Origin of the sequence: Streptomyces sp. NPDC088747, from assembly GCF_044751025.1 — a bacterium.
Lineage (GTDB): Bacteria > Actinomycetota > Actinomycetes > Streptomycetales > Streptomycetaceae > Streptomyces.
In genome coordinates this window covers 663234-690121 of sequence record NZ_JBIVKZ010000002.1, presented here as the reverse complement: position 1 = coordinate 690121, position 26888 = coordinate 663234, and the positions used below count along the sequence as shown (strand labels likewise).

Annotated in this window: 26 protein-coding genes; 16 read left to right on the top strand and 10 right to left on the bottom strand. The window is 69.6% G+C overall.

Annotation, left to right across the window (positions count from 1 at the left end):
* The first annotated feature begins 24 nt into the window (after positions 1–24).
* The 4 genes from ACIP79_RS07610 to ACIP79_RS07595 all read left to right on the top strand — a co-directional run bounded on the left by ACIP79_RS07610 (position 25) and on the right by ACIP79_RS07595 (position 3532).
* Entirely contained in the window at positions 25–318 is a 294-nt protein-coding gene (locus tag ACIP79_RS07610; protein ID WP_383678996.1) for a Dabb family protein, read from the top strand.
* Between the two features lie 305 nt (positions 319–623).
* The gene (locus ACIP79_RS07605) at positions 624–1526 is read left to right on the top strand and encodes an RNA polymerase sigma factor SigF (RefSeq protein ID WP_401220955.1); all 903 of its coding nucleotides are present in this window, start codon (positions 624–626) and stop codon (positions 1524–1526) included.
* Between the two features lie 244 nt (positions 1527–1770).
* Positions 1771–2697 carry an RNA polymerase sigma factor SigF gene (locus ACIP79_RS07600; RefSeq protein ID WP_401220550.1) on the top strand — a complete coding sequence of 309 codons (927 nt, stop codon included), beginning with the start codon at positions 1771–1773 and terminating at the stop codon, positions 2695–2697.
* 592 nt (positions 2698–3289) lie between these two features.
* Positions 3290–3532, top strand: coding sequence for a hypothetical protein (locus tag ACIP79_RS07595; RefSeq protein WP_401220548.1), 243 nt, complete (start codon positions 3290–3292; stop codon positions 3530–3532).
* Between the two features lie 546 nt (positions 3533–4078).
* Here the strand turns inward: ACIP79_RS07595 and ACIP79_RS07590 are convergent.
* Positions 4079–4279 carry a hypothetical protein gene (locus ACIP79_RS07590; protein WP_383679002.1) on the bottom strand — a complete coding sequence of 67 codons (201 nt, stop codon included), beginning with the start codon at positions 4277–4279 and terminating at the stop codon, positions 4079–4081.
* A gap of 149 nt (positions 4280–4428) precedes the next feature.
* Between ACIP79_RS07590 and ACIP79_RS07585 the strand changes: the two genes are divergently transcribed.
* Together ACIP79_RS07585 and ACIP79_RS07580 are read left to right on the top strand one after the other, a co-directional pair.
* A complete protein-coding gene (locus ACIP79_RS07585; RefSeq protein ID WP_401220545.1) occupies positions 4429–5127 on the top strand; it encodes a DUF4158 domain-containing protein in 699 nt (232 codons plus the stop codon).
* Between the two features lie 185 nt (positions 5128–5312).
* Complete coding sequence (locus tag ACIP79_RS07580; RefSeq protein WP_401220542.1) at positions 5313–5459, top strand: hypothetical protein; 147 nt, start codon at positions 5313–5315, stop codon at positions 5457–5459.
* Between the two features lie 76 nt (positions 5460–5535).
* Here the strand turns inward: ACIP79_RS07580 and ACIP79_RS07575 are convergent, their stop codons facing one another.
* Positions 5536–5997 carry a MarR family winged helix-turn-helix transcriptional regulator gene (locus ACIP79_RS07575; protein WP_401220540.1) on the bottom strand — a complete coding sequence of 154 codons (462 nt, stop codon included), beginning with the start codon at positions 5995–5997 and terminating at the stop codon, positions 5536–5538.
* A gap of 138 nt (positions 5998–6135) precedes the next feature.
* Here ACIP79_RS07575 and ACIP79_RS07570 point away from each other — a divergent pair, with 138 nt between their 5' ends.
* From ACIP79_RS07570 to ACIP79_RS07540, 7 genes are all read left to right on the top strand, one after another.
* Positions 6136–6837, top strand: a complete 702-nt coding sequence (locus ACIP79_RS07570) for an SDR family NAD(P)-dependent oxidoreductase (RefSeq protein WP_401220537.1) — start codon at positions 6136–6138, stop codon at positions 6835–6837.
* 40 nt (positions 6838–6877) lie between these two features.
* Complete coding sequence (locus ACIP79_RS07565) at positions 6878–7861, top strand: amidohydrolase family protein (RefSeq protein WP_401220534.1); 984 nt, start codon at positions 6878–6880, stop codon at positions 7859–7861.
* Between the two features lie 79 nt (positions 7862–7940).
* Positions 7941–8258, top strand: a complete 318-nt coding sequence (locus tag ACIP79_RS07560; RefSeq protein ID WP_401220532.1) for a resolvase — start codon at positions 7941–7943, stop codon at positions 8256–8258.
* Between the two features lie 257 nt (positions 8259–8515).
* The gene (locus ACIP79_RS07555) at positions 8516–9016 is read left to right on the top strand and encodes a MarR family winged helix-turn-helix transcriptional regulator (protein ID WP_401220529.1); all 501 of its coding nucleotides are present in this window, start codon (positions 8516–8518) and stop codon (positions 9014–9016) included.
* Positions 9017–9045: 29 nt separating this feature from the next.
* Positions 9046–11568 carry an MFS transporter gene (locus tag ACIP79_RS07550; RefSeq protein ID WP_401220526.1) on the top strand — a complete coding sequence of 841 codons (2523 nt, stop codon included), beginning with the start codon at positions 9046–9048 and terminating at the stop codon, positions 11566–11568.
* Between the two features lie 110 nt (positions 11569–11678).
* The gene (locus tag ACIP79_RS07545; RefSeq protein ID WP_383679007.1) at positions 11679–12500 is read left to right on the top strand and encodes a YceI family protein; all 822 of its coding nucleotides are present in this window, start codon (positions 11679–11681) and stop codon (positions 12498–12500) included.
* A gap of 73 nt (positions 12501–12573) precedes the next feature.
* Positions 12574–13044, top strand: a complete 471-nt coding sequence (locus tag ACIP79_RS07540; protein WP_401220522.1) for a PPOX class F420-dependent oxidoreductase — start codon at positions 12574–12576, stop codon at positions 13042–13044.
* Positions 13045–13268: 224 nt separating this feature from the next.
* On the opposite strand, the gene ACIP79_RS07535 is transcribed toward ACIP79_RS07540, so the two are convergent.
* The 7 genes from ACIP79_RS07535 to ACIP79_RS07505 form a co-directional block, all read right to left on the bottom strand.
* Entirely contained in the window at positions 13269–14057 is a 789-nt protein-coding gene (locus tag ACIP79_RS07535; RefSeq protein WP_401220520.1) for a TetR/AcrR family transcriptional regulator, read from the bottom strand.
* A gap of 408 nt (positions 14058–14465) precedes the next feature.
* On the bottom strand, positions 14466–16673 hold the full coding sequence (locus tag ACIP79_RS07530; RefSeq protein WP_401220517.1) for a glycosyltransferase family 39 protein: 2208 nt from the start codon (positions 16671–16673) through the stop codon (positions 14466–14468).
* Entirely contained in the window at positions 16670–18148 is a 1479-nt protein-coding gene (locus ACIP79_RS07525; protein ID WP_401220515.1) for a glycosyltransferase, read from the bottom strand. The genes ACIP79_RS07530 and ACIP79_RS07525 overlap by 4 nt, the downstream gene beginning before the upstream one ends.
* A 14-nt stretch (positions 18149–18162) precedes the next feature.
* Positions 18163–19773 carry a sensor histidine kinase gene (locus tag ACIP79_RS07520; RefSeq protein WP_401220513.1) on the bottom strand — a complete coding sequence of 537 codons (1611 nt, stop codon included), beginning with the start codon at positions 19771–19773 and terminating at the stop codon, positions 18163–18165.
* On the bottom strand, positions 19770–20510 hold the full coding sequence (locus ACIP79_RS07515; RefSeq protein ID WP_401220511.1) for a response regulator transcription factor: 741 nt from the start codon (positions 20508–20510) through the stop codon (positions 19770–19772). Before ACIP79_RS07515 ends, ACIP79_RS07520 begins: the two co-directional genes overlap by 4 nt.
* A gap of 233 nt (positions 20511–20743) precedes the next feature.
* A complete protein-coding gene (locus tag ACIP79_RS07510; RefSeq protein ID WP_401220953.1) occupies positions 20744–21640 on the bottom strand; it encodes an amidohydrolase family protein in 897 nt (298 codons plus the stop codon).
* 239 nt (positions 21641–21879) lie between these two features.
* The gene (locus tag ACIP79_RS07505; RefSeq protein WP_401220508.1) at positions 21880–22836 is read right to left on the bottom strand and encodes a DUF2797 domain-containing protein; all 957 of its coding nucleotides are present in this window, start codon (positions 22834–22836) and stop codon (positions 21880–21882) included.
* Between the two features lie 75 nt (positions 22837–22911).
* Between ACIP79_RS07505 and ACIP79_RS07500 the strand changes: the two genes are divergently transcribed.
* Complete coding sequence (locus ACIP79_RS07500) at positions 22912–23601, top strand: SMI1/KNR4 family protein (RefSeq protein ID WP_401220505.1); 690 nt, start codon at positions 22912–22914, stop codon at positions 23599–23601.
* A gap of 181 nt (positions 23602–23782) precedes the next feature.
* Positions 23783–24223 (top strand): VOC family protein, encoded by a 441-nt coding sequence (locus ACIP79_RS07495; protein ID WP_401220503.1) that lies wholly within the window; start codon positions 23783–23785, stop codon positions 24221–24223.
* A 327-nt stretch (positions 24224–24550) separates the two neighbouring features.
* Here ACIP79_RS07495 and ACIP79_RS07490 read toward each other — a convergent pair whose 3' ends face one another.
* The gene (locus ACIP79_RS07490) at positions 24551–25000 is read right to left on the bottom strand and encodes a hypothetical protein (RefSeq protein ID WP_401220500.1); all 450 of its coding nucleotides are present in this window, start codon (positions 24998–25000) and stop codon (positions 24551–24553) included.
* Positions 25001–25829: 829 nt separating this feature from the next.
* On the opposite strand from ACIP79_RS07490, the gene ACIP79_RS07485 reads away from it, so the two are divergent.
* Positions 25830–26558: a hypothetical protein gene (locus ACIP79_RS07485; RefSeq protein WP_401220498.1), complete on the top strand. Its 729-nt coding sequence runs from the start codon at positions 25830–25832 to the stop codon at positions 26556–26558.
* The last annotated feature ends 330 nt before the right edge of the window (positions 26559–26888 follow it).

Below are 26888 nucleotides of genomic sequence, written 5' to 3'. Positions count from 1 at the left end.
CAACCGCACCACCAGGGAGTACCCGTGATCCGCCATCTGGTCCTCTTCAAGCTCGACGAGGGTGTCGAGCGTGACGACCCGCGCGTCGTCGAGGGCGTCGCGGCGTTCCGCGCGCTCGGCGAGCAGATCCCGGAGCTGCGCTTCTGGGAGTGCGACTGGAACATCACCGACCGGCCCATCGCCTACGACTTCGCGATCAACTCCGCCGTCGACGACCTCGACTCCCTGAAGCGGTACTTGGAGCACCCGGCCCACCAGGCGGGCGTCGCGCTGTGGCGCGGGTTCGCGACCTGGGTGATCGCCGACTACCCGTTCTGACCACCGTTCCGGACCGCGCGTTCGGGAGCCCCTCGCCGGAACCGGCGGGGGGTTCTTTTGCGTGCTATGCCCCAACTCTCCCTAAATCTGGTTCAACACGGCGTTATGGGGTGCTTGCACACAGTGCACAGGTCTTGTGATGCTATGACCGCTTTTGACGGATGAGTTGATGGATCTGACGGATCATAGAGGTGGAGTTGACCGTGCCGGCCAGTACTGCGCCTCAAGCACCGCCGCAAGCACCCCTGCAGACACCTCTGCAGACACCCCCGACCGCGCCCCCGCAGACGCCCCCGCAACCCCCTCTGCAAGCACCGGCCCAGGCGTCCCCGCAAGCACCGGCCCAGGCGTCACCGCAGACGCCACCCCAGGGCTCGCCGCCGGGCCCGCCGCAGGACGCCGTGGTCATCCAGGACCCGCCCCAGGAGATGGCCCCCGAGCGGCGCCGCGGAGCCGACACCCGGGCCCTCACCCAGGTGCTCTTCGGCCAGCTCAAAGGGCTCCAGCCGGGCACCGCGGAGCACAACCGCGTGCGGGGCGCACTGATCGAGGCCAACCTCCCGCTCGTCCGCTACGCCGCCGCCCGCTTCCGCAGCCGCAACGAGCCGATGGAGGACGTCGTCCAGGTCGGTACGATCGGACTGATCAACGCGATCGACCGGTTCGACCCGGACCGGGGCGTGCAGTTCCCGACCTTCGCGATGCCGACCGTCGTCGGGGAGATCAAGCGGTACTTCCGCGACAACGTCCGCACCGTCCACGTACCGCGCCGGCTGCACGAGCTGTGGGTGCAGGTGAACAGCGCGACGGAGGACCTCACGACGGCCTTCGGACGCTCCCCCACCACCGCCGAGATCGCCGAGCGGCTGCGGATCTCCGAGGAGGACGTGCTGTCCTGCATCGAGGCCGGACGCTCCTACCACGCCACCTCCCTCGAAGCCGCCCAGGAGGGCGACGGGCTGCCCGGACTGCTCGACCGGCTCGGCTACGAGGACCCGGCGCTGGACGGGGTCGAACACCGCGACCTCGTCCGCCATCTCCTCGTACAACTGCCCGAGCGCGAACAGCGGATCCTTCTTCTGCGCTACTACAGCAACCTGACCCAGTCACAGATCAGCGCCGAACTGGGGGTCTCCCAGATGCATGTGTCAAGGCTGCTCGCCCGTAGTTTCGCGCGTCTTCGATCCGCAAACAGGATCGAGGCGTAACCGGTAGGAGCGAATCGCCCACCGGCGTCTTTCCCGGCCGTTCGGCACTGAAAATCCGTCAGACCCCCTTTATCCAGGGCCTATTCACCATCCACATGTCGACATGTCACTACAGCGTGTTGCCGACATGTGACATTCTGCGGGAAGCGCGTTTGCCGCAGCCCCGCCGCCGGTATTCAGGTGGAGGCTGCGTTCCTCCGACGGGAGCGTCCGCCGCGACCGTCCGCGACCCAAAGGGGGTGGCATGTCCGCAGACCAGGGCAGCTCGAAGGTGCTCACGCTCACGAAGAGCGAATCCGCGCCCGACGCGCTTCACCGTGTCGATGTTGTCGATGTTCCAGCCCTTCCGGCCCCCGACGCCGCTCCGGCCCCGGCCGCCGAGGCAGTCCCGGCGCCCGCGACCTCGGGAGCCATCGACACCCGCACCCTGTCCCGCTCCCTGTTCCTGCGGCTCGCCGCACTCGGCGAGAACAGCCCCGAGCGTGCCTACGTCCGGGACACCCTCATCGAACTCAACCTCCCGCTCGTCCGGTACGCGGCGGCACGCTTCCGCTCCCGGAACGAGCCGATGGAGGACATCGTCCAGGTCGGCACGATCGGCCTGATCAAGGCGATCGACCGCTTCGACTGCGAACGCGGCGTGGAGTTCCCGACGTTCGCGATGCCGACCGTCGTCGGCGAGATCAAGCGGTTCTTCCGCGACACGTCCTGGTCGGTGCGCGTCCCGCGCCGCCTCCAGGAGCTGCGCCTCGCGCTCACCAAGACCAGCGACGAGCTCTCGCAGCGCCTCGACCGCTCGCCCACCGTCGCCGAACTCGCCGTCGCGCTCGGGGTGTCGGAGGAGGACGTCGTCGACGGCCTCGCGGTCGGCAACGCCTACACCGCCTCCTCCCTCGACTCGCCCGCCCCCGAGGACGACGGCGGCGAGGGATCCCTCGCGGACCGCCTCGGCTACGAGGACACCGCGCTTGAGGGCGTCGAGTACCGCGAGTCCCTCAAGCCGCTGCTCGCCAAACTCCCGCCCCGCGAGCGCCGGATCATCATGCTCCGCTTCTTCGCGAACATGACCCAGTCGCAGATCGGCGAGGAGGTCGGCATCTCGCAGATGCACGTCTCCCGGCTCCTGACCCGGACGCTCTCGCAGCTGCGCGAAGGGCTCATCTCCGACTGAGGCCCACACCGCGGGCCCTCACCCAGGACTTGAGGTTCCGCGGGTTCATATTTGACGGTGCGTCAGCCACACTGGCGCGATGCGCCGACAGTCGATACGTGGTCGCCGAGGTGCCCTTGTGGGTGCCTCGGCGGCTGTGGTGTGTCTCGGGAGCGCGCTGGCGGCCTGCGGTGCCGGGAGCGGCGGGGGCGGTTACGTCGCTGTGCAGCACCCCGCGTCCGGCCCGGCGGTGGCACCCACCGGGGATGTGCGGCTGATCCCTCTGGAGGACGCCCCAATGCCCGAGGGTGTCAAGGGCACGGCGCGGAACGGCACTTCACGGCCGGCGGACACCCCGGCCGGGGACGCGCCCGCACCGGGAACAGGAACCTCCGGCAGCCGACGTACGACACCGCCTGGCGGCTCTGACTCCGACGGCGGCTCCGACTCAGGCCGTACAGGCGGGAGTTCCACCCCCGGGACCGCGACCGGCACACCCACGGCGCCTCCGACGACTCCTTCGACACCGTCGGCTCCCGCGGAACCCGGGCCCGCCGCCCTCGCCGTCGGCACCCCGGAGCGCGCGGGCGCCGATCAGCGGTGGTGCGAGCGCGTGACGGTCTCGTTCCGCAACACCGGGGGTACGCCGGTGCGTTCGGGCACGGTGACCTTCGGGACGCACGTCATCGGGGCCCTCGGGATCGACTGGACGACGATCGAGTCCACCGAGGAACTGCCCGCGCCGATCACCGCGGGCACGGCACGGACCAAGACCTGGACGGTCTGCGTCGAGGCGTGGCGAGTGCCGCTGGGCATGCACGTGGAGACGCGGGACGTGACCGCCGAGTGGCGGTAGCCGGTCTCACCGTCGCGTGAGGGCCGTCGGCAGGACCGCGGACGGGCAAGGTGACCGTCGACAGCCACAAGACCTCGGCCGACGGCCTGACGGGAGAGGAAACGGGAGGCCGTCGGGGGTAACAGCGCGCAGGCCCGCGACCGACCCGTCGGCAACAGCCGTCGCGACCGCCGGTACGAACTCGGCCGACGCCCGTGGGCATGACCAGCGACGCCCAGCCTGACCGCCGAAGGCCAACACCCGGCAGGCGACCAACCACCGGCCACATCCGCCGCGACCGCCGATACGAACTCGGCCGATGCCAGTCGGCACAGGCCGGGGACGCCCCGGCCTGACCGCCGAAGGCCGACATCCGGCAGGACCGCGACCAACCACCAACCGGTCACCGACCACATTCGTCGTGACCGCCGAAGGCGACATCCAGAGCCAGCCGCCCCCAAGGCGGCGGTCCCTCACCCCGGCCCGGCGGACGCCGCCCGGCGGACGCCGCCCCGCGGCGCGGAAGGCACACACACGCACCCGCCGCGCCGGAGACCGGACCGGCCGTTACTTGAGTGCGAGCCAGGCCACCGCGGCGACGACCGCCACGGCGAGGACGACTCCGATGATCAGGCCGATGCGGGGACCCGCCGGGGCGGCCACCGCCTGCTGCTGCCGGCCCTGAGGGGCCTCGTCGACGAACGCGCGGAACATCTGGGTGCTTCCCGCGGGGTCTTGGGTGCCCTCGGGGCCCTGGGTGTTTGCCATGGCCCAGGACACTAGCGAACCCGGAACGGTTGCCCAAGTGCGGGGTTCCGCTCCAGGGGGTAGCGCCGAGGTAAGCCCAAAGGCCGCCAGTACTTGATCTTGGCACCCTGTGCGGCATCAGCCGTCACCCATTTGGCCGAAGCTCGTTGGTGCTGGTACTGACTGATCTCTGGGCCTGGGGCGGGACTTGTGGTGAGGAGGCTGCGTGGGCCGCTGAGCGGATGGACTCCGACGGGCATCAGCTCGCGCTGCTGCCGGCGCTGAAGTCGTATCAGCGGATGGGCCGGTTCCCGAAGCCGGAGGAGTGTCCGGAGATGGTGGTCGACTTCGTCCGCCGTACGGTCGAGCTGCCGGAGGGCACGCTCCCGTTGTACGAGACGGGCCGCACCGCTGAGCGGCAGCGTACGGAGGGGCGCCGGCGGGTGGGGACGAAGTACCAGCGGTCCCAGGCCCGCCCGATTGCCGAGGCGGCGATCCGCAAGGAGGCCGCGTCGAAGAACCGGCCCGCCGACCTGATCAATATCGCGCTGGAGAAGGTGATGGCGGCCGGGCTGGAAATGCCGGCGTTCTCCACCTTCGACACGATGACCTCCACGGTCCGCACCGAGGTGAACGCCTCGATCTGCTGCGGGATCCACGCCCGGATGAGCCTGGCGGAGCGGGGGGATGCAGCGGCTGCTGGAATAGCGCGACAGCGACGGCACCACGCAGATCAACCGGCTGAAGCAGATCGCCCACGGCCCGAGCTGGTCGCACTTCAAGCGCCTGTTCACGCACCTGGAGTGGCTGGACGAGCTCGGCGACACCGCGGTGTGGGTGGACGGCGTCGCGGCGCCGAAGGTCACTGACTTCGCCGGGTAAGCGGATGCGGCGGACGCTTCCGAACTGCGGGACTACGCGGCCGTCAAGCGGATCGCGTTGCTGGCCTGCCTCGCCCACAAGGCACGGATGTGGGTGCGGGATGATCTGGCGACGATGTTCTGCAAGCGGCGGGTCGCCATGAAGATCAAGAAGGCCGAGGAGGAGTTGGAGGATGACCGAACACATCAAGCGCTTCGGCGAGTACTCCACCCACGAACCCGGCATCCAGCCCGAGGCGTACGACCCGAAACTCGACGTCGACTTCACCCAGCTCCGCGATCAGGATCTACGCGCCGAGGGCTTCGGGGCCGCGGCCTGACCGGGCCAGGCCGGACGGCAGTGCAGCCAGGCCGATTCCTTCGGATGTAGCCCGTTGGTGCCGTCCACTGCTCCGGCTACCGATCTGCCGGGCCCCGGGTCCCGCCGGGGGACTGGGCGACGAGCCGGGTCTCGATGTGCTGAAGGGTTGTGATCACGGCATCGATCTCGTGGGAATCGGTGACCGTGCCGTCGAGCAGGCGGCTCCAGGCGTCACGCAGTCGCTGCAGGTTCTCCTGTGCCTTTTCGGTGGGGTAGAGGCGTACCCGGCGGGCGTCGCGCCGGTCGACGTCGCGGCGCACCAGGCCCTTCTTCTCCAGGCCGCGTACCGCCCTGCTGAAGTTGCTGGAGATCAGCTGGGTGGCCTCGGCCGCTTCGCCGGCCGTCGTGCCGGGATGCCGGTCGATGAAGCGCATCACCGCGCCTTCCAGGGGCGTCCCGGACTCGGCCGCGGTTTCCTTTGACGCCTCGATGTGCCGCCCCACCGCCAGGATCAGGTCGGCCAGCTCGAAGAGCTGCGAGGTCTGGTTCTCTTCCATTGCCCCACCCTAACTTCTCTGTCGAAAGATAGCTGTCATTTGACAGATAAATCTTCAGCTCGTAATGTGACTGGTGTCCGAATTGCATAGATTCAGGGTCGGCGCTCAAGGCCGACCCTTCTGGAACGAGGAACAGCCATGACAACAACTGGCAGCAAGACCGCTCTGATCGTCGGTGCCTCCCGGGGGCTGGGCTACGCGCTGACCGCCGAGCTCCTGAGCCGGGGCTGGCAGGTCACCGCGACCGAGCGCAAGCAGTCCGACCTGCACACCCTGGCCCAGTCGGCGAACGGTCGGCTCACGGTGGAGAACGTCGACATCACAGCACCCGAGCGGGTCGCAGCGCTGCGCGAGCGTCTGGCCGGCACCACGCTCGACCTGCTGTTCGTCAACGCCGGCACGAACTACACCACCGACCCCTCGGCGACCTTCACCGATGTCTCCACCGACGACTTCACCCGCGTCATGGTCACCAACGCACTGAGCCCCATGCGCGCCGTCGAGACGCTGAAGGACCTGGTCCCCGCGAGCGGAACCATCGGCGTGATGTCCTCGGGACAGGGCAGCGTCGCCGACAACACGAGGGGCGGCTTCGAGGTCTACCGGGCGAGCAAGTCCGCGCTGAACCAGCTGATGCGCAGCTTCGCCGCCCGGCACGCCGATGACCCGCGCACGCTCCTGCTCATGGCCCCGGGCTGGGTCAAGACCGACCTGGGCGGCCCCAGCGCCCGCCTGACCATCGACGAGAGCATCCCCGGCGTCGTCGACACGATCGACGCCCACGCAGGCAAGGGTGGACTGCACTACCTCGACCGTGAGGGCCAGACCGTCCGCTGGTAGTACCCCAGCTCCGCCCCCGACCACCCTGGAGGCCGTCCACATGAAGATCATCGCCGTCGAAGAACACTGGAACAGCGCCCGCATCCGGGAAGCACTGGAACGCCTGCCGTCCGGGTCCCGGGACGAGAGCGTCGCCTTCAACGCGAGGGGCGACAATCAGGCGCGCCTTGAGGACATCGGCCCCGGCCGCATCGAGGCGATGGACGCCGCCGGGATCGACGTCTCCCTCCTGTCGGTCGTCACCCCCGCCACCCAGCCCCTGCCACCGGCCGAGGCCGTCGCACTGGCACGGGAGGCGAACGACGAAGCCACCGACGCCGTCCGCGCACACCCCGACCGCTTCCGCGCATTCGCCACCCTGCCGACCAGCGACCCCCAGGCCGCAGCCGCCGAACTCGAACGCTGCGCGACCGAGTCGGGGCATGTCGGCGCGATGATCCACGGACGCAGCGGCAGTCGCACCCTCGACGATCCGGCCTACGAGGACCTGTTCGCCACCGCGGCCCGCCTGCACCAACCCGTCTTCATCCACCCGCAGATCACCTCCAACGAGCTGCGCGACGCCTCCTACCGGGGCCTGGACCCACAGATCGAACTCGGCCTGGCGAGCTTCGGCTGGGGCTGGCACATGGACACCGGCCTCTCCGCCCTGCGCCTCGTCCTCAGCGGCACCTTCGACCGCCACCCCGATCTGCAGCTCGTCCTCGGGCACTGGGGCGAGATGCTGCTGTTCTGGCTGGACCGCGTCGACAGCCTCTCGAACGTCGCCACACACCTCGAACGCCGAGTGGCCGACTACATCACCACCAACATCCACATCACCAGCAGCGGAATGCTCCAGGAACGGCTCCTGCACCACACCCTCGACTTCACCCACGCCGACAAGGTGCTGTTCTCCACCGACTACCCCTTCCACCGACCCGACGCAGCGGCCGTCCAGAAGTTCTTCGAGGCCGTCCCCGACCCCGCAGACCGCTCCAAGATCGCCTCAACCAACGCAGAAGCCCTGTTCCGCCTTATGTGACCGACCTATACACGGTCGTCGCTGTCGTCAAACGATCGAATGACGACAGGCGCCGCGTACACGCGCCGTCGCAGACCTCTTGCCCGAGTACACGGCCGCCGCCCCGGGCGCCCCGACCCCGGAACTGTCAGTCGTCCTCGACATGCCGGGCAAGGTCGCCGACTTCCTGCGCGCTGCCGAACTGGAGCCCGTTGAGCGCGTCACGCTCGACCAGGGGGTGACCGTACGGCGCGGCCAGGGCTACACCCTTCGCGTCACCGCCGTGCCCGCGGTCCACCGGCAACTCCTTGCCCGCTGCCGGCTCCTCGACGGCGCCACGGCGGTGCCGGCCCAGCGCAAGGCCCGCCGTGAGTACGAGAATCGCGTCAACGCGCTCCCTGTTGTCAGCCTGCGTTGAACGGCCCGAGCACCACACCCACCAAGATCAAGTACTGGTGGCTTTCGGACTTGCCTCGGCGCTACCCGCCCCTCCAGACATCCCGATGACCTCGGGCCCGTCGGCGCGGACCGTCGCCCACCCCGCCCCCACCTGCGGGTTTACATTCGCCAATGCTTGCCTTTGCCAAGGTTTTAGGGCTCGACCCCCGATTTAGTTTGCCTGTAGCAACCAACATTATTATGGTTGCCCAAAGCAACGAATAAGCAGGAGGGGTGATGGCGGAGCAGGCGCAGTACGAGGAGTTGGCCCGTCAGCTCAGCGCCATCGGCGCGGTGAAGAGGGGCATGGGGCGGATCCTGCCGTCCGACTGCCCCGCGGGTTCGGCCGCCGTTCTGACGCTGCTCGGCCAGTACGGCGAGATGCGGATGAGCAGGCTCGCCGAGCTGCTCTCCGTGGACATGTCGGTTACCAGCCGCCACGTCGCCCACGTCGCGGACCGGGGCTGGATCGAACGGTCCCTGGACCCGGCCGACAAACGCTCCCGCATCCTGCGCCTCACCCCCGCCGGACACGAACTGCTCGACGAGCTCTCCCGGCGCACCTCCCGACTCCTCGCCGACCGGCTGAGCGACTGGTCCGACCACGAGGTCGGACTCCTCATCCACCTGATGGGCCGGCTGCGCGAGAGCTTCGGCGACTGCCGGTCCGCCCCGCAACGGCTTCCGCAGGCGCCGGAGGCGGACGCGCCGGAACTGACCACCCGTACACCCGCATGAGTACGCGAGTACGCAACAGAAGGAAGACCATGGCTACAACCACACCAGCCGGTGTGCGGGCGCATGCCAAGCACGGAGGCGGGTCCTCCGGGCCCGCCGACGGCGCACCGATGACGCACCGGCAGATCATGGAGGCGCTCTCCGGGCTGTTGCTCGGAATGTTCGTCGCGATCCTGTCGTCGACGATCGTCACCAACGCCCTCCCCGAGATCATCGGCGACCTCGGCGGCGGCCAGTCCGCCTACACCTGGGTCGTCACGGCCGCGCTGCTGGCCATGACGGCGACGACCCCGCTGTGGGGCAAGCTCGCCGACCTGTACAACAAGAAGGCGCTCGTACAGATAGCGCTCGTCATCTACGTACTGGGTTCGGCCGCCGCCGGTCTGTCCCAGAACCCCGGCATGCTCATCGCCTGCCGTGTCGTCCAGGGCATCGGCGTCGGCGGTCTGTCCGCCCTCGCCCAGATCGTCATGGCCGCGATGATCTCCCCGCGTGAGCGCGGACGGTACTCCGGCTACCTCGGCGCGACGTTCGCGGTCGCGACCGTCGGCGGCCCGCTGCTCGGCGGTGTCATCACGGACACCAGTTGGCTGGGCTGGCGCTGGTGCTTCTATGTCGGTGTGCCGTTCGCGGTCATCGCGCTGATCGTTCTCCAGAAAACCCTGCACCTGCCCGTCGTGAAGCGGGACGTGAAGGTCGACTGGGGCGGCGCGTTCTTCGTCTCCGCCGCGGTCTCGCTGCTCCTCGTCTGGGTCACCTTCGCGGGTGACAAGTACGACTGGGTGTCCTGGCAGACGTACGCGATGGTCGGTGGCTCGATCGTGCTCGGACTGCTGTTCGTGCTCGTGGAGTCCCGGGCGAGCGAGCCGATCATCCCGCTGCGGCTGTTCCGCAACCGCACCATCACGCTCTCCTCCATCGCCTCGCTCTTCGTGGGCGTCGCGATGTTCACCGGCACGGTCTTCTTCAGCCAGTACTTCCAGCTGGCCCGTGACAAGTCGCCGACGATGTCCGGCGTCATGACCATCCCGATGATCGGCGGCCTGTTCCTCTCCTCCACGGTCTCAGGCCAGATCATCACCAAGACCGGCCGGTGGAAGTACTGGCTGGTCAGCGGTGGCGTACTGATCACCGCGGGCCTCGGTCTGCTGGGCACCATCCGGTACGACACGCCCTACTGGCACATCGCGATCTTCATGGCGCTGATGGGTCTCGGCATCGGCATGATGATGCAGAACCTGGTGCTGTCCACGCAGAACCAGGTGGCCCCCGCCGACCTCGGCGCGGCCAGCTCCACGGTGACGTTCTTCCGTTCCCTCGGCGGCGCGATCGGCGTCTCCGCGCTGGGCGCGGTGATGTCCACCCGGATCACCGACTACGTCAAGGACGGCCTGGCCGGTCTCGACCCCAAGTACGCTGCCGCGGCAGCGAGTTCGGGCTCCGACAGCGCCATCCCGGACATGGACAAGCTGCCCTTGCCGCTGCGCACCGTCATGGAGAGCGCGTACGGCCACGGCATCGCGGACGTCTTCCTGATCGCCGCGGGGATGGCGCTGCTCGCCCTCCTGGTGACGCTGTTCATCAAGGAGGTTCCGCTGCGGACCTCGGGCGGCCTCGCGCAGGCCGCGGAGGCAGCCGCCGGGGTACCGGTGCCGGATGCCGACGAGAAGGTCCTGAGCCCGTCGACGGCGCGGTCCGCGGCGGACCCCGAAGGCACGCGGCAGCTCACGCCCGCGTCGGAGAGGGAAAGCACCACCATGTCGCCCATGCCCACCATGTCCACCACGCCCGGCGGGATCCCGGTACGCGGTCACGTCCGCGGCGCCGAGAGCGCGCCCGTGCCGCAGGCCGCGGTCACGCTGATCTCGCTCGCGGGACGGCAGCTGGGCCGCTCGGTCGCACAGGCCGACGGCTCCTACGCCGTGGACGCGCCCGGCGTGGGCAGTTACGTCCTGATCGCCTCGGCCGACGGTTTCCAGCCGCAGGCCTCGACGGTCCTGGTGAACGACGAGCCGCTCGCCTACGACATCCTGCTGAGCGGTACCAGCGGGCTGAGCGGTGTCGTACGGGCCTCCGAGGGCGGCAACCCGGTCAAGGACGCCATGGTCATCGTGACCGACGTACGCGGTGACGTGCTGGCCACCGGAACCACCGGTGAGCAGGGCGAGTTCGCCTTCGCCGAGCTGATCCCGGGCTCCGTGACCGTCGCGGTCAACGCCGCCGGGCACCGTCCCGTGGCACTGCCCGTCGAGGTCGGCGGCGCGGGTGTCACCCGGGTCGAGGTCGAGCTCGCCTCCGGCGCCCTGGTCCAGGGTGTCGTACGGGCTCCGGGCGGCCCGCTCGGCGACGCGCGGGTGACGCTGGTGGACGCGGCCGGGAACGTGGTCGGCACCGCCAGGACCGGCGCGGACGGGGCGTACGCCTTCACCGACCTGGGCAGCGGCGAGTACACGGTCATCGCGACGGGTTACCCGCCGGTGGCCACCGCGCTCACCGTCCAGGGCCGCGGCGTCGACGCGCACGACATCGAACTCGCCCACCCCGGCGAGTAATCCGGACCCCGGCCCGTGGGGCGCGCGCTCTGAGCGGAGGCGCGCCTCCACGGGCCGGTCTTTTTTGACGACCCGCACTGGCTCACAGCAATTCGCAGGGAGAAAACGGGATGGGACTGACCGCAAGGATCCGGACACGGGACGGATGGGCCGTGTCGCACGCGGTCGTCACGGTGACCGACATGACCGGCGTCCAGGTGCTGCGTACCGAGGCGGACGCCGAGGGGGCCGTGCGCGACACGACTCCGCTCGCCCCCGGCGCGTACACCGTGATCGTCACGGCGGTCGGCTACGCGCCCGCGGCCTCCAGCGCCATCGTCACGGCGAGCGGCCGCGCGGAGGCCGGCACGGTGACCCTCGCCCGCCAGGGCGGCACCGAACTGCCGCCGCCCGGCCCCTGGACCGTCGACCCGGCCCACTCCTCCGTCGGCGCGGTGGCCCAGCACCTGGGCATCTCCAGCGTGCACGGCAGGTTCACCGACTTCGCGGCGCGCATCGACATCGCCCCCGACGAGACGGCCAAGTCCCGCGTGGAAGCGGTGATCAACGCCTCCTCCATCGACACCGGCAACACGACACGTGACGAACACCTGAGGTCCCCCGACTTCCTGGACGTCACCGCGTACCCCGAGATCACCTACCACTCGACGGGCCTCACCCTCACCGGCTCCGACCGCTGGACCGTCCACGGCGAGCTGACCATGCGCGGGGTCGTACGTCCCGTCGACCTGGACCTGGCCTACCTCGGCACCGGCGCCGACCCGTGGGGCGGCACCCGCGCCGCGTTCCGGGCCACCGCGGAACTGCACCGCGAGGACTTCGCGATGAACTACAACCAGATCGTGCAGGCGGGCATCGCCGCCATCGGCACGACCCTGAAGGTCGAACTGGACATCCAGGCCGTGCAGGGCGGATCACTCCCGCAGGCGTAACAGGGACGGCGCAGCCGGTCGTAGGAACGACAGGGACAGCCAGGCCGAGGACGCAGGCCCTAGGCTGCGGACCATGGCACCGAACACCGCGACGAACACCCCCGTATCCCGCGACGAACTGCTGGACTTCGTACGCCCCCGCCACCGCGCCATCCTGCTCACCCGCCGCGCCGACGGCACCCCGCAGGGCTCACCCCTGACCTGCGGGGTGGACGACTCCGGCCGCGTCGTCGTCTCGACCTACCCCGAACGCGCCAAGACCCGCAACGCCAAGCGGGACGAGCGCGTCAGCCTGATCGTCCTGAGCGACGAGTGGAACGGCCCCTGGGTCCAGATCGACGGAACGGCCGAGGTCCTCGACTCCCCCGACTCCGTCGAGCCCCTGGTCGAGTACTACCGCAACATCGCGGGCGAACACCCCGACTGGGACGAGTACCGCGAGGCCATGCTCAAGCAGGCCAAGTCGATCATCCGCGTCACCCCCGACCGCTGGGGCCCGGTGGCAACAGGCGGCTTCCCGGCGAGACTGGCTCCGCAGGAGTAGCACGACCGACGGAAGTGACCGCACGGGAGTGACACCCGCAGCCGCGGAACGACGGGAGGGGCCGTGTCGGTACATCAAATGCCCGTATCCGAACGGATCGATCCCAAGGCCCACTGTTCACCGACGGTCGATCCGTTCGGATACGGGCGGATGTACCGGCGCGGCCCCGACCCCCCACCACCGCGGGCGAACCACCGACAACCCGCGCCCGACCCGGCCGACCCTCAGCCCCGCTCCACCATCGCCTCGATCCCCGCGATCAGCGTCTCCAGCGCGAACCTGAAGTCCCGCTCCCGCATCTCCTCGACGGTGTCACCGCCCCGCGCCTCCCGCAGATCCGCGAAGCTCTCGAAGTGCGCCGCGAACTGCGGCTGTTCGCCGATCGCACCCATGGCCTGCCGGTAGTACTCCTCCTGGCTCACCCCCGCCGAGGCGGACCGCTGCACGAAGTGTCCCTCGATCGTGCCGAAGCCGTACACGAACTGGAAGACCGCCGACACCGCGCCCCTCTGCCCGTGCGGAGGCAGCCCCGTCCTGCGAACCACCTTCTGCACCCGGAACGAGAAGGCCATGGAGTGCGGGCCGATGTTCAGGAAGGTGCCCATCAGCGGGGACACCCACGGGTGCCGCACCAGCAGCGCCCGGTAGCCCCCGGCGAGGGACCGCAGCTGGTCGCGCCAGTCCTCCCCCGACTCCGGGTCGGGCAGCTCCAGTTCGCCGTAGACCGCGTCGAGGGCAAGTTCGAGCAGGTCGTCCTTGGTGTCGACGTACCAGTACACGGACATCGCGGTGACGTTCAGCTCGGCGGCCAGCCGGCGCATCGAGAACTTCGCCATCCCCTCCGCGTCGAGCAGCCGCACCGTCACCTCGGTGATCCGCTCCCGGTCGAGCCCGGCCGGCTGACCACCACCCCGCTCCACCACACCCCGCGCCGCCGCACCCCGCACGGCCTTGCCCTCCAGCCAGACGCTGGCCCGCGCCGGACGCTCGGCCCGGTCGGAAGCCCTCACCATGGCGCACCTTCCTCGCAACTCGCCCTACGCGGACTCACGTTCGGCAAGCGACCAGGAACCCCCCGGTCCGCCCACCCCGATGCTAAGCGGCGCACCGCACGGTGATCACCACCGCGAGACCCGCCCTACTCCCGTATCTCCCGCACTCAGTGCCTGGGTGCTACCCCCATCGCCCGCCGCAGCAACGCCGCCGCCAACAGCCCTCCGCCAAGCACTGCCCCGGCACCCACCAACTGGCTCGACTCAAGCCCCGACGAGAACGCGTCCGTTGGCGATCGCGCACCCCCGTACGACGTACAACATGATCGTTTCATAGACGCGGAACGGGGTGTGGCCCGGAGCCAAAGCCCCGGGCCACACCCGCGCGGAAACCCTCGGTCATCGCGGAGCGTCAGCCACCGCGGAGCGTCAGCTCCCGGTCGTCGGCTGCGTCAGGTCGTAGAAGGTGGCCGAACCGACCGTGACCTTCGTGTAGTTGGCCTCGACCCAGGAGGTGATCTGGGAGGAGGTGTCGTCGGTGCTGCCGCCCATGCCGCCGCTCGTTCCACTGGAGACGAAGTAGTGGATCTTTCCGTCGGTCACGTACTGCTTGAACTGGGCGAGCGTCGGTGAGGGGTCGGTGCCGTTGAAGCCGCCGATGGCCATCACCGGGGCGCCGGTGGCGAGTTGGTAGCTGGCGGAGTTCTGGGCGCCGATCGCGGCCGCCGCCCAGGTGTAGTCGTCGGCGTTCTTCTCCAGGAGCGCCTTCGCCTCGTCGGTGACGGTCGCGCCGTTGAGCAGACCGCCCGCGCCGCCACCGCCCATGCCGCCGCCTTCACCCATGCCGCCGCCGGCCGTGCCGCCCTGCTGCCCGTTCTGCGGGGCGGTGCCGTTGGTCCCGCCGCCGGGGAAGCCGCCGCCGGTGCCGCCGGTCGGGGGCTGCCCGGTGGTGCCGCCGCCCTGCTGGTTCTGGCCCGGCATGCCACCGCCGCCGAAGCCGCCTCGGCCGCCACCGCCGCCTCCGCCGGGGCCGCCCATCATGCTCGCGCCGGACGGGCCGGCTGTCACGATGGAACCGGTGTGCCCGGTGTTCACCGTGCTGAGCGTGTAGGCGGTCGGTCCGGCGATCGAGGCGGCGAAGCTCAACGCGACCGTCGCAAGGGCGAGTTGGCGGCCCAGCCGGGCCACGAAGATCAGCCCGAGGGCGCCGGCCAGACCGCCGACGAGGACCAGCCACTTGAGCCAGGGCAGGTAGTCGGGGGTGCGGTTGAGGAGCGCGTATCCCCAGGCCGCGGTCGCGGTGACCGAGCCGGCGAGGGCGAGCGAGGCCCAGGCCTTCGCGCGCTCCTGCCACAGCGCCGCGGCGCCCATGCCGATCACGGCGGCAATGTAGGGGGCCAGCGCGATCGTGTAGTACTGGTGGAAGATGCCCGCCATGTAGCTGAAGACGACCAGCGTCATCAGCAGCGCGCCGCCCCAGGCGAGGAACGAGGCGCGGGTGAGGTCGGTCCGCCCGGCCCTGCGGGTCAGGACCAGGCCCGCGACCAGCAGGATCAGCGCGGCCGGCAGCAGCCACGAGATCTGGCTGCCGATCTCGGAGTTGAACATCCGGTCCCAGCCGGTCTCACCCCACTGCCCGGTCCCGCCGGCGCCGCCTCCGCCCCCGACACTGCCGGTCTCATCGCCGCTGATCCGGCCGAGTCCGTTGTAGCCAAAGGTCAGTTCGAGGAACGAGTTGTTCTGCGAGCCGCCGATGTAGGGGCGCGAGGACGCCGGCCACAGCTCGACGACCGCGACCCACCAGCCGCCGGAGACGACCAGCGCGAGCGTCGACCAGCCCAGCTGCACGAACCGCTTCCGCAGCCCCACCGGCGCGCAGACCGCGTACAGCACGGCGAGCGGCGGCAGGATCAGGAAGGCCTGGAGGGTCTTCGACAGGAAGGCGAAGCCGACCGCGACACCCGCCCAGACCAGCCACTTCGTCCGGCCGTCCTCCAGGGCGCGGATCACGCAGTAGACCGTGACGGTCATGAGCAGCGCGAGGATCGCGTCCGGGTTGTTGAACCGGAACATGAGCGCGGCCACGGGGGTGAGCGCGAGCACCGCACCCGCGATCAGGCCCGCCGCCGGGCTGAAGCGGCGGCGCAGGGCCGCGTACAGGACGCCGACCGTGCCGACGCCCATCAGCACCTCGGGGACGAGGATCGCCCACGAGTTGAGCCCGAAGATCCGTACCGACAGCTCCATCGGCCACAGCGAGGCCGGGGGCTTGTCGACGGTGATGGCGTTGGAGGCGTCCAGCGAGCCGAAGAAGAAGGCCTTCCAGCTCTGGCTGCCGGCCTGAACGGCCGCGGAGTAGAAGGAGTTGGCGTAGCCGGAGGCGCTCAGGTTGTACAGGTACAGCACCGCGGTGACGACCAGCAGACCGAGGAACGCGGGGCGCACCCAGCGCGGGTCCTCGGGCCGGCCTCGCCAGACCCGGCGCGCGAACGGCCGCGCGGGGTCACCGGACCCGGGCGAGGTCTGCGGCTCCGGCCCGGTGGAGACGGGGGACAGGACCGGCTCGTGCACCGCCGTCGAGGTGTCGCCCGGGGGATTCGCTCCCCCCTGATAACTCGTGTCGGGCTGAGTGGTCATCGCGCGTCCCTCGGATTCGGTTCGTCGTCGTACGGGCGCACGGCCTGCAGCTGCATGGTCGCGTCCCCCCGAGTGAGGTCCGCGGCTTCACCGGCGCGGAACTGGTCTGTACGGAAGTGGTCCGCGCCGAACCGGTCGGGACCGAACGGGCCCGTGTCGTACGGGGGCCGGGCCGCCGTCGAGTAGGTCGGCGAGGCCGGGTTGTGGCCCGCCACGACCGGGGAGGGCGTCTCGTCGCGCCGGTCGGGGAAGACCCAGGCCCTGAAGAGCAGGAAACGCAGCACCGTCGCCGCGAGGTTGGCGGCGATGAGCACCGCCAGTTCCGTGGAGTGCCCCGGATCCGTCGTCGCCGCGTTCAGGGCGGCGAGCGAACCGCTGGTGAGGACGAGCCCGACGCCGAACACGACCAGGCCCTGCGCCTGGTGGCGGACGGCGCCGCCCCGGCCGCGTACGCCGAAGGTGAGACGCCGGTTGGCGGCGGTGTTGGCGACGGCCGACACCAGCAGGGCGAGCGCGTTGGCGACCTGCGAGCCCGAGAACGTACGGAAGCCGCTGTAGAGCAGCAGGTAGAAGAGCGTCGACAGGGCGCCGACCACGCAGAAGCCGACGAGCTGGCGGGCGAGGCCCTTGGGTACGTCGGTCAGCTCGCGGTCGCGCGGGTCGTCGCCGAAGGGCCGGGCGAGCCGGTCGAGCGGCAGCGAACCGGTGGCGAGGGCGCGGCCGACGCGCCACACGCCCTTCAGGTCGTCCGTCGCGGTCCTGACGATGTGCACGGTCGAGTCCGGGTCGTCGACCCAGTCGACGGGCACCTCGTGTATACGAAGCCCCGCGCGCTCGGCGAGCACCAGCATCTCGGTGTCGAAGAACCAGCCGGTGTCCTCGACCAGCGGCAGCAGCACCTGGGCCACATCACGCCGGATCGCCTTGAAGCCGCACTGGGCGTCGGAGAACCGCGCCTGGAGGGAACCGCGCAGGATCAGGTTGTACGTGCGGCTGATGAACTCCCGCTTGGCGCCGCGCACCACCCGCGAACTCCGGGAGAGCCGTGAGCCGATGGCGAGGTCCGAGTGGCCCGATATCAGCGGGGCGACCAGCGGCAGCAGGGCGTTGAGGTCGGTGGAGAGGTCCACGTCCATGTACGCGAGGACCGGGGCGTCCGAGGCGGACCACACCGTGCGCAGCGCCCGGCCCCGGCCCTTCTCCTCCAGCCGGAAGGACCTGACCTCCGGGATCTCCTGGTCCAGCCGGGCCGCGACCCGCGGAGTCGCGTCGGTCGACGCGTTGTCCGCGATGGTGATGCGGAACTCGTACGGGAAGGTGCGCCTGAGGTGCTCGTGCAGTCTCATCACACACGGCTGGAGGTCCTTCTCCTCGTTGTACACGGGGATCACGACGTCCAGGACAGGCGTACCGGCGGACCCGGCCGGGAGGTGCTCCCGCGCCGGCAGGTTGCCGGGAGAAGAGTCGGTTCGCATGACAACGACTCTCCTCATACGCCCTGTTGCACCCATGTGGTGGCACTGTGCTGTGACTGTGAGTACGTTTGCGAATTTGTTTCGACGGGGAGCGCGGGTAGATGCAGGGTGAACACGGTGCGTCCGGGCACGCTGTCGACGGTCACCGCGCCCCCGTGCGCGGAGGCGACGGCCTGCACGATGGCGAGCCCGAGGCCGGTCGAGCCGGAGGTGCGCGAGCGTGAGGTGTCACCGCGCGCGAAGCGTTCGAAGACACGGGGGAGCAGGTCTCCCGGAATGCCCTGGCCGTCGTCCTGGACGTCCACGCAGAGCCACGGCCCCTGCTGGTGGACGCGCGCCGTCACGGTCGTACCGGGCGGTGTGTGCGTGCGTGCGTTCGCGAACAGGTTGACCATCACCTGTTGCAGCCGGGCCGCGTCCGCGAGGACGAGGGCGGGCTCGTCGGGCAGCTCCAGGCGCCAGTTGTGGTCGCGTCCGGCGGCCCGCGCGTCGCTCACCGCGTCGATGACGAGCGGTACGAGGTCGGTGTTCTCGTACTGGAGCGGGCGTCCGGCGTCCAGCCGGGCGAGCAGCAGCAGGTCCTCGACGAGCAGCGTCATGCGCCCGGCCTCGGACTCGATCCGGCCCAGCGCGTGCCGGGTGTCGGGCCCGGTCTCCTCCCTGCCGCGTCTGGTCAGCTCGGCGTAACCGCGGATGGACGCCAGTGGCGTACGCAGTTCATGGCTCGCGTCGGCGACGAACTGGCGTACCCGCGTCTCGCTCTGCTGTCTCGCGTGCAGGGCGCCGTGGATGTGGTCGAGCATCCGGTTGAGGGCCGCGCCGACCTGGCCGACCTCGGTGTGCGGATCGGCCTCGGACTCGGGGACCCGCTCGTACAGGGTGACCTCACCGCTGTGCAGGGGGAGTTCGGAGACGCGGGTGGCGGTGGAGGCGACCTTGCGCAGCGGGCGCAGGGCCAGCCCGACGAGCACGCTGCCCGCGATGCCGGCGGCGATCAGACCGGCGCCGGTGACGCTCACCTCGACGAGGATGAGGGTGTTGATGGTGCTGGTGACGGACTTAGTGGGGATGGCGACGTAGAAGGCGCCCTTGCTGCCGTCCTTGTACGTGACGCGGTACTCACCGAGGCCGGGGAGTTCCACGGTGTGCACGCCGGTCTTCGACACCGAGCCGAGCGCGGCCTGTTGTGCCTCGGTGAGGGTCTTGGTGCCCATCTGGAAGCTGCCGTTGGTGTCGGTCCGCTCCTTGGAGACGACCGCTTCGGTGATCCCGCCGTTCTCCACGACGGCCGCGACGGTGTTCTCCTGGCTCGGCCCCCGGGTGAGGAACTCGAAGGTGGCGTCCTGCGAGCCGGTGTCGTCGAGGGTCCCCGGTATCTGGACGCCGCCGTCCTGGTTCCCGCCGCCCGGCTTCAGCGGGCCTCCGGTCGCTCGCATCGCGGCCTCACCGAGCTGGCCGTCGAGTTGCTCGTACAGGTGCTTCTGGAGCGCGATGGTGGTCACCGTACCGATGACAGCACACACCACGGCGATGAGCGCCACCGCCGAGACGACGAGCCGCGTCCGCAGCGTGCGCGGCTGTCGTCCTCGCCCCTTCTGCGTCCGCGGCCGTCGTCGTCCGCTCATGACACCGCGGGCTTGATCAGGTAACCGGCGCCGCGCCGCGTGTGGATCATCGGCTCCCGCCCGGCGTCGATCTTGCGGCGCAGGTAGGAGATGTACAGCTCGACGACGTTGGCCTGGCCGCCGAAGTCGTAGGACCAGACGCGGTCGAGTATCTGCGCCTTGCTGAGCACCCGGCGCGGATTGCGCATCAGGAAACGCAGCAGCTCGAACTCGGTCGCGGTGAGGTGGATGCCCTCGCCGCTGCGCGCGACCTCGTGGCTGTCCTCGTCCAGGGTGAGGTCGCCGACGACGAGCACGGAGTCGCTGCGGCGGTCGGCGGCGCCGGACCGGCGGATCAGGCCGCGCAGCCGGGCCACCACCTCTTCGAGGCTGAAGGGCTTGGTGACGTAGTCGTCGCCGCCCGCGGTGAGCCCGGCGATACGGTCCTCGACGGCGTCCTTCGCGGTGAGGAAGAGGACGGGCACGTCGGGCAGCTCGCGGCGCAGCCGGCCAAGGACGGTCAGCCCGTCCATGTCGGGCAGCATCATGTCGAGGACGACGGCGTCGGGCCGGAAGTCGCGAGCGGTCTGGATCGCTCCCGTCCCGTCACCCGCCGCGCGGATCTGCCAGCCTTCGTATCGAAGGGCCATGGACAGCAGCTCGGTGATCGACAGCTCGTCGTCCACCACAAGCACTCGGACGGGGCTCCCGTCCGGCCTCAGCAGTTCGGTGCGCCCCTGGGGCGAGGTCGTGGTCATAGCCGACACATTGCTCGGCGCCGCTGAGAACCATCTTTCCGGAACCTGTGATTTTCCTGAGAAACGCACAGGGGGCTCTCAGGGAGCGCTTGGGGGAGACCTGGGGTGGCCTGGGGTTGGGGTGGGGTTGGGGTGGGCTGGCCTGGGGTGGCCTGGGGTTGGGGTGGGCTGGCCTGGGGTGGGGTGGGCTCAGCGGGCGTGGGGCGGGGCTCTCCTTGGACAGGTCGCCGGGCTCACGCCGTGGGGCTGATCCCGAACAGTCGCGCCCCGTTGTCGTGGCAGACGGCCCGCAGCCAGTCGTCGCCGAGGCCGAGCCGCTCCAGGGCGTGCAGCTGGTGGACGTACGGGTACGGGATGTTCGGGAAGTCGGTGCCGAGCAGCACCCGGTCCCCGAGGTCGGCGAGCCGGGGCAGCGCCGCACGCGGAAACGGCGAGAGACGCTCGCTGAAGTCGGTGAACGCCATGGTCGTGTCCAGCCGCACCTCCCCGTACCGCTCCGCGAGCCCGAGGAAGTCCTCGTACTCGGGCATCCCGAGGTGCGCGACCACCAGCCGCAGCCGGGGATGCCTGGCCAGCACCCCGGCCACCGGCCCCGGCCCGGTGTGCTTGCCGGGCGCGGGCCCGGACCCGCAGTGCGTCACGACCGGGATGCCGGCCTCGGCGAGCAGTCCCCAGACCGGGTCGAGGAGCGGGTCACCGGGGTCGTACGCCCCCACCTGCACGTGCGCCTTGAAGACCCGCGCGCCCGCCTCGACGGCCTCGCGCACGTACGTCTCGACGCCCGGCTCGGGAAACAGGGTCGCGGTGTGCAGACAGTCCGGGGTGCGCCGGGCGAAGTCGGCGGCCCAGCCGTTGAGCCACCGCGCCATGCCCGGCCGGTGCGGATACAGCATGGAGGTGAAGGCCCGCGCCCCGAACTCCCTGATCATCGCGAGCCGTTCGTCCTCGTCGCCGCGGTAGGTGATCGGCCACTCGACGCCGCCCGTCAGCGGGCCGAGCCCGTCGAAGTAGGCCCATACCTTGCGCAGGACGCGCTCGGGCATGAAGTGGGTGTGGACGTCGACGAGCCCCGGAAGCCCGAGCCGCGTCCAGAACTCCCGCACCTCGCCGGACTCCGACCGGCCGTCCATCCCGTTCACAACCGCTCGCTGGCGGCCAGGTCGTGATCACTCATGTCCGCCACTCTCGGACGCCGGGTCCTCCGACGTCCAGGGCCTTGCCCAACGGGAGGCGAAAGGGATCGAATTCTTGACCATGGGGGGTGGGGCGGTTTTTTGGGGGGCCGGCGCCGGGCGGAGGCAGGCGCGGGGTGGAGGCAGGCGCCGGGCGGAGGATCGGCCGGAGGCAGGCGCCAGGCGGAGGGTCGGCTTCAGAAGAGGCCGTCCTGAACGGCGGGGTCCTTCAACTCCCGTAGGGGAACGGTGAGAACGGGGCCGGGGACGGGGAGGGCACCGACGCTGGTGGCAGCAGCCGCCGCCCTCGCCGCCGCCCCCGCCGCCCCCGCCCCCGTGGCCGTGGCCGTGGCCGTGGCCGTGGTCAGCTCCCAGCCGGCCATCAGCCGCGTGTCGAGGACCACGACTCCGCGGTCGGTGGCCAAATGCAGGTCGGGTCCGGCGGCGGCGACCAGTTCCCCCCTCACCACACCCCCCGCGACGAGTTCGGCGACGACACCCCGGGCGGCCGGCAGCCCGGCGAGCCCGAAGACCCCGGCGTGATCGACGGCCTCGAACGGCATCCGCTCCAGGGACTCGGGCCACCCGTCGAGCCCCACCGCCCGCGCGTGCAGCTCACGCACCTCCGCCGCCCGCGCCGCCACGTCCGGCAGGGCACTCCGTACGGCCCGCTTGGCGTCGTAGGAGATCCGGTCCGGCACGCCGAGGACCGTACGCAGCAGTTCCTCGCTCCGCCGGGCGGCCATCAGCGGCCCGCGTCCCAGCCAACTGAAGACGACGGCGCCCTGCTCCAGGAGCCGGGCGGACCCGCGCTCGACGGCGGTGATCCCGACCTTGACCATGCCGGGCCCGAACCAGGCCAGATAGACGGAGTAGGGCCGAAGGTCATCGGCGATGGTGTCCGCCGCGACGGAGTGCGCCCGCTCGAGCCGCCCGCACTCCTCGCACCGGGCACCGACGGTCCGCCCCGCCACCGCGGCCCGCACCGGACACACATTCCCGCGCGCCCCCACACACCTGCGCCCACCCCCACCCACGACCCCGAAGGCGACCGGCTTCCCCCAGGTCAGCGTGCTCCGCCGCCCCCCTTCCCACACGAGCACAGGGCCACCGTCGCCCCATCGCAGCCCCGTACATCTCCACACCTGTGCCATCACCGAAAGCGTAGAGGCCACCACTGACAATCCCCAGGCCACCTCGGCCACGGGCGCGGGCCTACGCTTCGGCTCATGGGGGCATCGATCTGGACCGGCGTCCGTGAGCGGGTGAAGAGCCTGGCCCGCACGGATCGGGCACGGAAGGTCTTCGGCGCCTGGGACTCGTACGGGGCTCAGGGCCATCCCTTCCGTCTCGCCGATCCGCTGTCGGAATCGGACGTCAGCGCGGCGGAAGCTCAGTGGGGCATCTCCCTGCCGGACGACTACCGGAGTTTTATGCTCGACGTGGGCGCCGGCGGTGCCGGACCCGGCTACGGTCTCAGCACCCTGAGCCGGAGCGCCGCCGGATGGCTGTGGACCGAAGTGAACGACGCCATGCCGCACGACCGGATGCGGCTCCCCTTCCCGCCACCGCAGGACAGCGCACGCCTCCAGGCCGAGCACAGTGCCGGGGAGCCCGAGGAGTCCGCGTTCACGGACGAGGACTCGTTCCGTGACGCCGTCCGCGCCTGGCTGGCGCGGGACGACACACTCTTCGAGTGGTCGACATCCGGTGCGCTGAACCTCTGCCACGAGGGCTGCGGCTACTGCTACTGGCTCGTCCTCTCCGGCCCGGAACGCGGCCACATCTGGCTCGACGAACGCCCCGGCGACGGCACCTTCCAACCCCTCGGAACACCCGCCACCCCCGTCGACTTCACGAACTGGTACCTCGACTGGCTCAACAAGTCCGAGACCACGGCCCGCCACGAGAGCCGCTAGGGCGAGCCGATCGAGCCGAGCCGAGTCGCAGAGGACGCCGAAATCGGACGGCTTCTGACGGCTTCTAATGGCGACTGAGGCCGATGTTGACGTGATGTCGATGTCGAGAACGTGCCACCGGCTCCGTCCCAGGGACATCAGCGGCCACCACCGGCCGCACGAGGAAGAAGGAGAAACCAGCATGGCGATTCAGCGGATGGACAACGTCGGCATCGTCGTCGAGGACATGGATGCCGCCGTCGCGTTCTTCCTGGAACTCGGTATGGAGCTGGAGGGGAGGGGCGAGGTCCAGGGCCCCTTCGCCGACCAGTGCACCGGACTCGACGGCGTCCACTGTGAGATCGCGATGGTCCGGACCCCGGACGGTCACAGCCGGCTCGAACTGGCGAAGTACCGCAGCCCCGAGGTGATCAGCGCCGGTCCGCGCAACCGGCCGCACAACATCCTGGGCACCCACCGCGTCATGTTCGCCGTCGACGACATCGAGGACACCGTCGCCCGCCTGCGCCCGCACGGCGCCGAACTCGTCGGCGAGATCGCCCGCTTCGAGGACAGCTACCTGCTCTGCTACCTCCGCGGCCCAGAGGGCATCATCATCGGCCTGGCCCAACAACTGAGCTGAGAAGCCCGACGACCAGAAACCCGACGGCTGCCCTGCGACAGGACCCCCGCGGACTCATCCGCTGTACGTCGCTGCCACATGGCACGAAAAAGCCCCGTTCCGATCACCGGAGCGGGGCTTCGACCTGGGTGCACTCGGCAGGATTCGAACCTGCAACCTTCTGATCCGTAGCTCTACAGAGATCGGTCATTGAAGGTCATACAGGCTGCGGGGAGGGGCTTGGCGGCCGGTGTTGGGCGCTGAAGGTTGCTGGGGTTGCTGTACTTCGTTGCTGTACAGCGGCAGTCGAATCGGCGCGGCTGCGGCTGTACTCATTGCTGCACTCGCCTATGCACCTGCGTTTTCAGTAACGCAGACGTAGGTGGGGGGCTGCGCACCGCCCTCGGTCGGAAAGTCCAGAACGCCCGGGTAGGTCATCCTGGTGCCCGGATAGGACCCCTCGCAGGACTGAGGACTATCCGAGAAGACTGACGTGCCGTCCGCCTGGATCGCCAGTCCGTCTGAGCCGACCAGGTACGCACCACACTGATAACCGGCCGCATTCATCAGAAGGGTGGCGTCCCTTCCTGCGCCGTCGCTGCTGCCCGTCCACGCGAGACAGTAGGTGGATCCGGGGTCCCCACCGGTGGCAGGCTGCGAGATGACGTGAATGGCCTGGAGAGGCACGGGGCCACCACACAGCCCCTCGATGTCTTCGACATAGCAGGGTGCGCCGGCCACGCAGACATCGGCTTTCGGCTCACAGGCGGCTGGACCGCCAGGCGTCTTGTAGCTCACCGGGACGCACGTTGGCGCTGCAACCACTGAGCGGGACGGCGTAGTACTCGACGGCGAAGCTTGCGCTGGCAGCGCCGGAGAGGTTCCGCTGTTTCCGCGTACCGCCTCTGTGGCGCTGCGGGTTGCTTGAGGGAGCGCCTTCCCGTCCTTGTCGTCCGATCCCGTCTGCTGATGCAGCACTAGAGCCAGGAAAACGCCGAAAACGGAGGCAACGGCTCCCCCGGTTATCGTCGCCTTCCAAGGGAACCGCAGCGGTCGAGGAAGTGCGGCGTCGCGGATGACGGGGATGTTCTCCAGCGTGTCACCGTTATGGAAGGCAAGCACTTCGTCAGGGCGCGGTGGCCTCTGCGGCGGCGGTGGTGTGCTCACGGTTCCCCCTGCCTTGCTGCGCGTGACGGTCACCGTAGGCCACCTGAGTCACACGCGAGGCGAACTGGTTGGAAGTGCAACATTGTCGTGATTCATCCGAAGGGGCGTCCGCACGCCTGGGATGCGACGTGTAGAGCATCACCATGACCAGGCTCAGATGCACGCTTTCCAACTGTGGTGGTGGGGAGTTGGGGTGGGTGCAGGGGCGTTCACCTGCGTTCATGGACGGTCGACAGCCCTGACGGGGAAGGGTTCGGGTCTCGCCTGAACGGCCGTGAACGGGGCTGAATGAGACGGAAACTGAGACGGCTGGCAGGCGACGCCTTCCGCGCGGGCTCACAGGCTCGTCATGATCCGCTACATGACGTGCGTAGCGTGTTGCACCGAGCCAGGCGTGGCCAGGTCGAGGGATCAGGCAAAAAGAGGGCCTGGCCCGGCGACGAGTGCATACAGTCGCTCTGTGAGCAAAAGGACTGAAGGTCAGATAGCTGACGGCCTGAAGCAGATAGCCGCCGCCACGGCTGGAACAGCAGCCGGTGCCATGATCGGCGGATCCGAAGGGGCACTGCTTGGAGCGGCCGTTGGCCCTGCCTTGGCAACGAGTTATGACATGGTCGCGGATCGGGTTGCAGCGCACCGTGCAGGTCGACGTTCTGAGTTGGTGCGTGAAGTCACCCGTGTGCTGCGGATCGATCCGGAAGAACTACAGGATCGGCTTCTCTCCGATGAGCGGTTGCTTGAGTTCGCCGGGAGAGTTGTCAGTGCCGCGCAGGACATCTCACTCAGCCAGAAGCGGCGGGCACTTGCTCGTGCCCTAGCCGCGGCGGTGGAAGACCCAGCGCCGGCACGCCTCGACATATGGGAATTGTTGCAAACAGCCATTAAGGAGATTGATCCTCCGCATATCAGGCTCATGCACGTCATCTCGTTGGCGACACCGTTGCCACGGCCCCCCGAGCGCCCCTCGGAGGGCGTGAAGTACGGCATGACGTTGCAGGACGTGTACAAGATCGACCCTGGCCTAGACCTAGGTGGACACGCAGTCCTTCAGAAGCTCATCTCGCTAGGACTGGTAGAGAGTGCCCTCCACGGCGTGATCTACGGAGGTACTTTCCGACCGTACGCCGTGTCGGGGCTTGGGCGACGTTTGCTGACGCTGTTGCAGGACGAGGCGGAGCCGTCACCTTGATGACGGACCCTGGCAACCAAGTTCTTCAATCCGTCGCAGCGGTGGTGACCATGAGCTTGGGAAGCTGCGATTTCGGGCCGGTAAGAATGCTGACCTGGGCAAACAGCCACAGCGCGGCACAGTCAGGCTCGGTCGCTAGTACCGTGATGCTCCGCTGTTCCCCGTTCGAGCTGGTGCGGTGCGGTGCGGGGCCAAGTGGCGCTTGGCGGGGGACGTCAAGGTCCAAGGCCGGCTGTCAGTGCCCGCAGATAGAGTCTTGCGCGTGAGACTGGTTTCTGAGGTGCCTCAGGCAGCTATTACAAAGCCGGACGCTCGGTTAGTGACTGGGCC

Bases quoted from the DNA above. Each gene is read 5' to 3' on its own strand.
- ACIP79_RS07590 (WP_383679002.1), bottom strand. From the start codon at position 4,279: ATGGCAAACACCCAGGGCCCCGAGGGCACCCAAGACCCCGCGGGAAGC.
- ACIP79_RS07535 (WP_401220520.1), bottom strand. From the start codon at position 14,057: ATGGTGAGGGCTTCCGACCGGGCCGAGCGTCCGGCGCGGGCCAGCGTC.
- ACIP79_RS07565 (WP_401220534.1), top strand. From the start codon at position 6,878: ATGAAGATCATCGCCGTCGAAGAACACTGGAACAGCGCCCGCATCCGG.
- ACIP79_RS07515 (WP_401220511.1), bottom strand. From the start codon at position 20,510: ATGACCACGACCTCGCCCCAGGGGCGCACCGAACTGCTGAGGCCGGAC.
- ACIP79_RS07575 (WP_401220540.1), bottom strand. From the start codon at position 5,997: ATGGAAGAGAACCAGACCTCGCAGCTCTTCGAGCTGGCCGACCTGATC.
- ACIP79_RS07600 (WP_401220550.1), top strand. From the start codon at position 1,771: ATGTCCGCAGACCAGGGCAGCTCGAAGGTGCTCACGCTCACGAAGAGC.
- ACIP79_RS07520 (WP_401220513.1), bottom strand. From the start codon at position 19,773: ATGAGCGGACGACGACGGCCGCGGACGCAGAAGGGGCGAGGACGACAG.
- ACIP79_RS07505 (WP_401220508.1), bottom strand. From the start codon at position 22,836: ATGGCACAGGTGTGGAGATGTACGGGGCTGCGATGGGGCGACGGTGGC.
- ACIP79_RS07555 (WP_401220529.1), top strand. From the start codon at position 8,516: ATGGCGGAGCAGGCGCAGTACGAGGAGTTGGCCCGTCAGCTCAGCGCC.
- ACIP79_RS07570 (WP_401220537.1), top strand. From the start codon at position 6,136: ATGACAACAACTGGCAGCAAGACCGCTCTGATCGTCGGTGCCTCCCGG.
- ACIP79_RS07495 (WP_401220503.1), top strand. From the start codon at position 23,783: ATGGCGATTCAGCGGATGGACAACGTCGGCATCGTCGTCGAGGACATG.
- ACIP79_RS07580 (WP_401220542.1), top strand. From the start codon at position 5,313: ATGACCGAACACATCAAGCGCTTCGGCGAGTACTCCACCCACGAACCC.
- ACIP79_RS07500 (WP_401220505.1), top strand. From the start codon at position 22,912: ATGGGGGCATCGATCTGGACCGGCGTCCGTGAGCGGGTGAAGAGCCTG.
- ACIP79_RS07510 (WP_401220953.1), bottom strand. From the start codon at position 21,640: ATGGACGGCCGGTCGGAGTCCGGCGAGGTGCGGGAGTTCTGGACGCGG.
- ACIP79_RS07545 (WP_383679007.1), top strand. From the start codon at position 11,679: ATGGGACTGACCGCAAGGATCCGGACACGGGACGGATGGGCCGTGTCG.
- ACIP79_RS07525 (WP_401220515.1), bottom strand. From the start codon at position 18,148: ATGCGAACCGACTCTTCTCCCGGCAACCTGCCGGCGCGGGAGCACCTC.
- ACIP79_RS07530 (WP_401220517.1), bottom strand. From the start codon at position 16,673: ATGACCACTCAGCCCGACACGAGTTATCAGGGGGGAGCGAATCCCCCG.
- ACIP79_RS07550 (WP_401220526.1), top strand. From the start codon at position 9,046: ATGGCTACAACCACACCAGCCGGTGTGCGGGCGCATGCCAAGCACGGA.
- ACIP79_RS07540 (WP_401220522.1), top strand. From the start codon at position 12,574: ATGGCACCGAACACCGCGACGAACACCCCCGTATCCCGCGACGAACTG.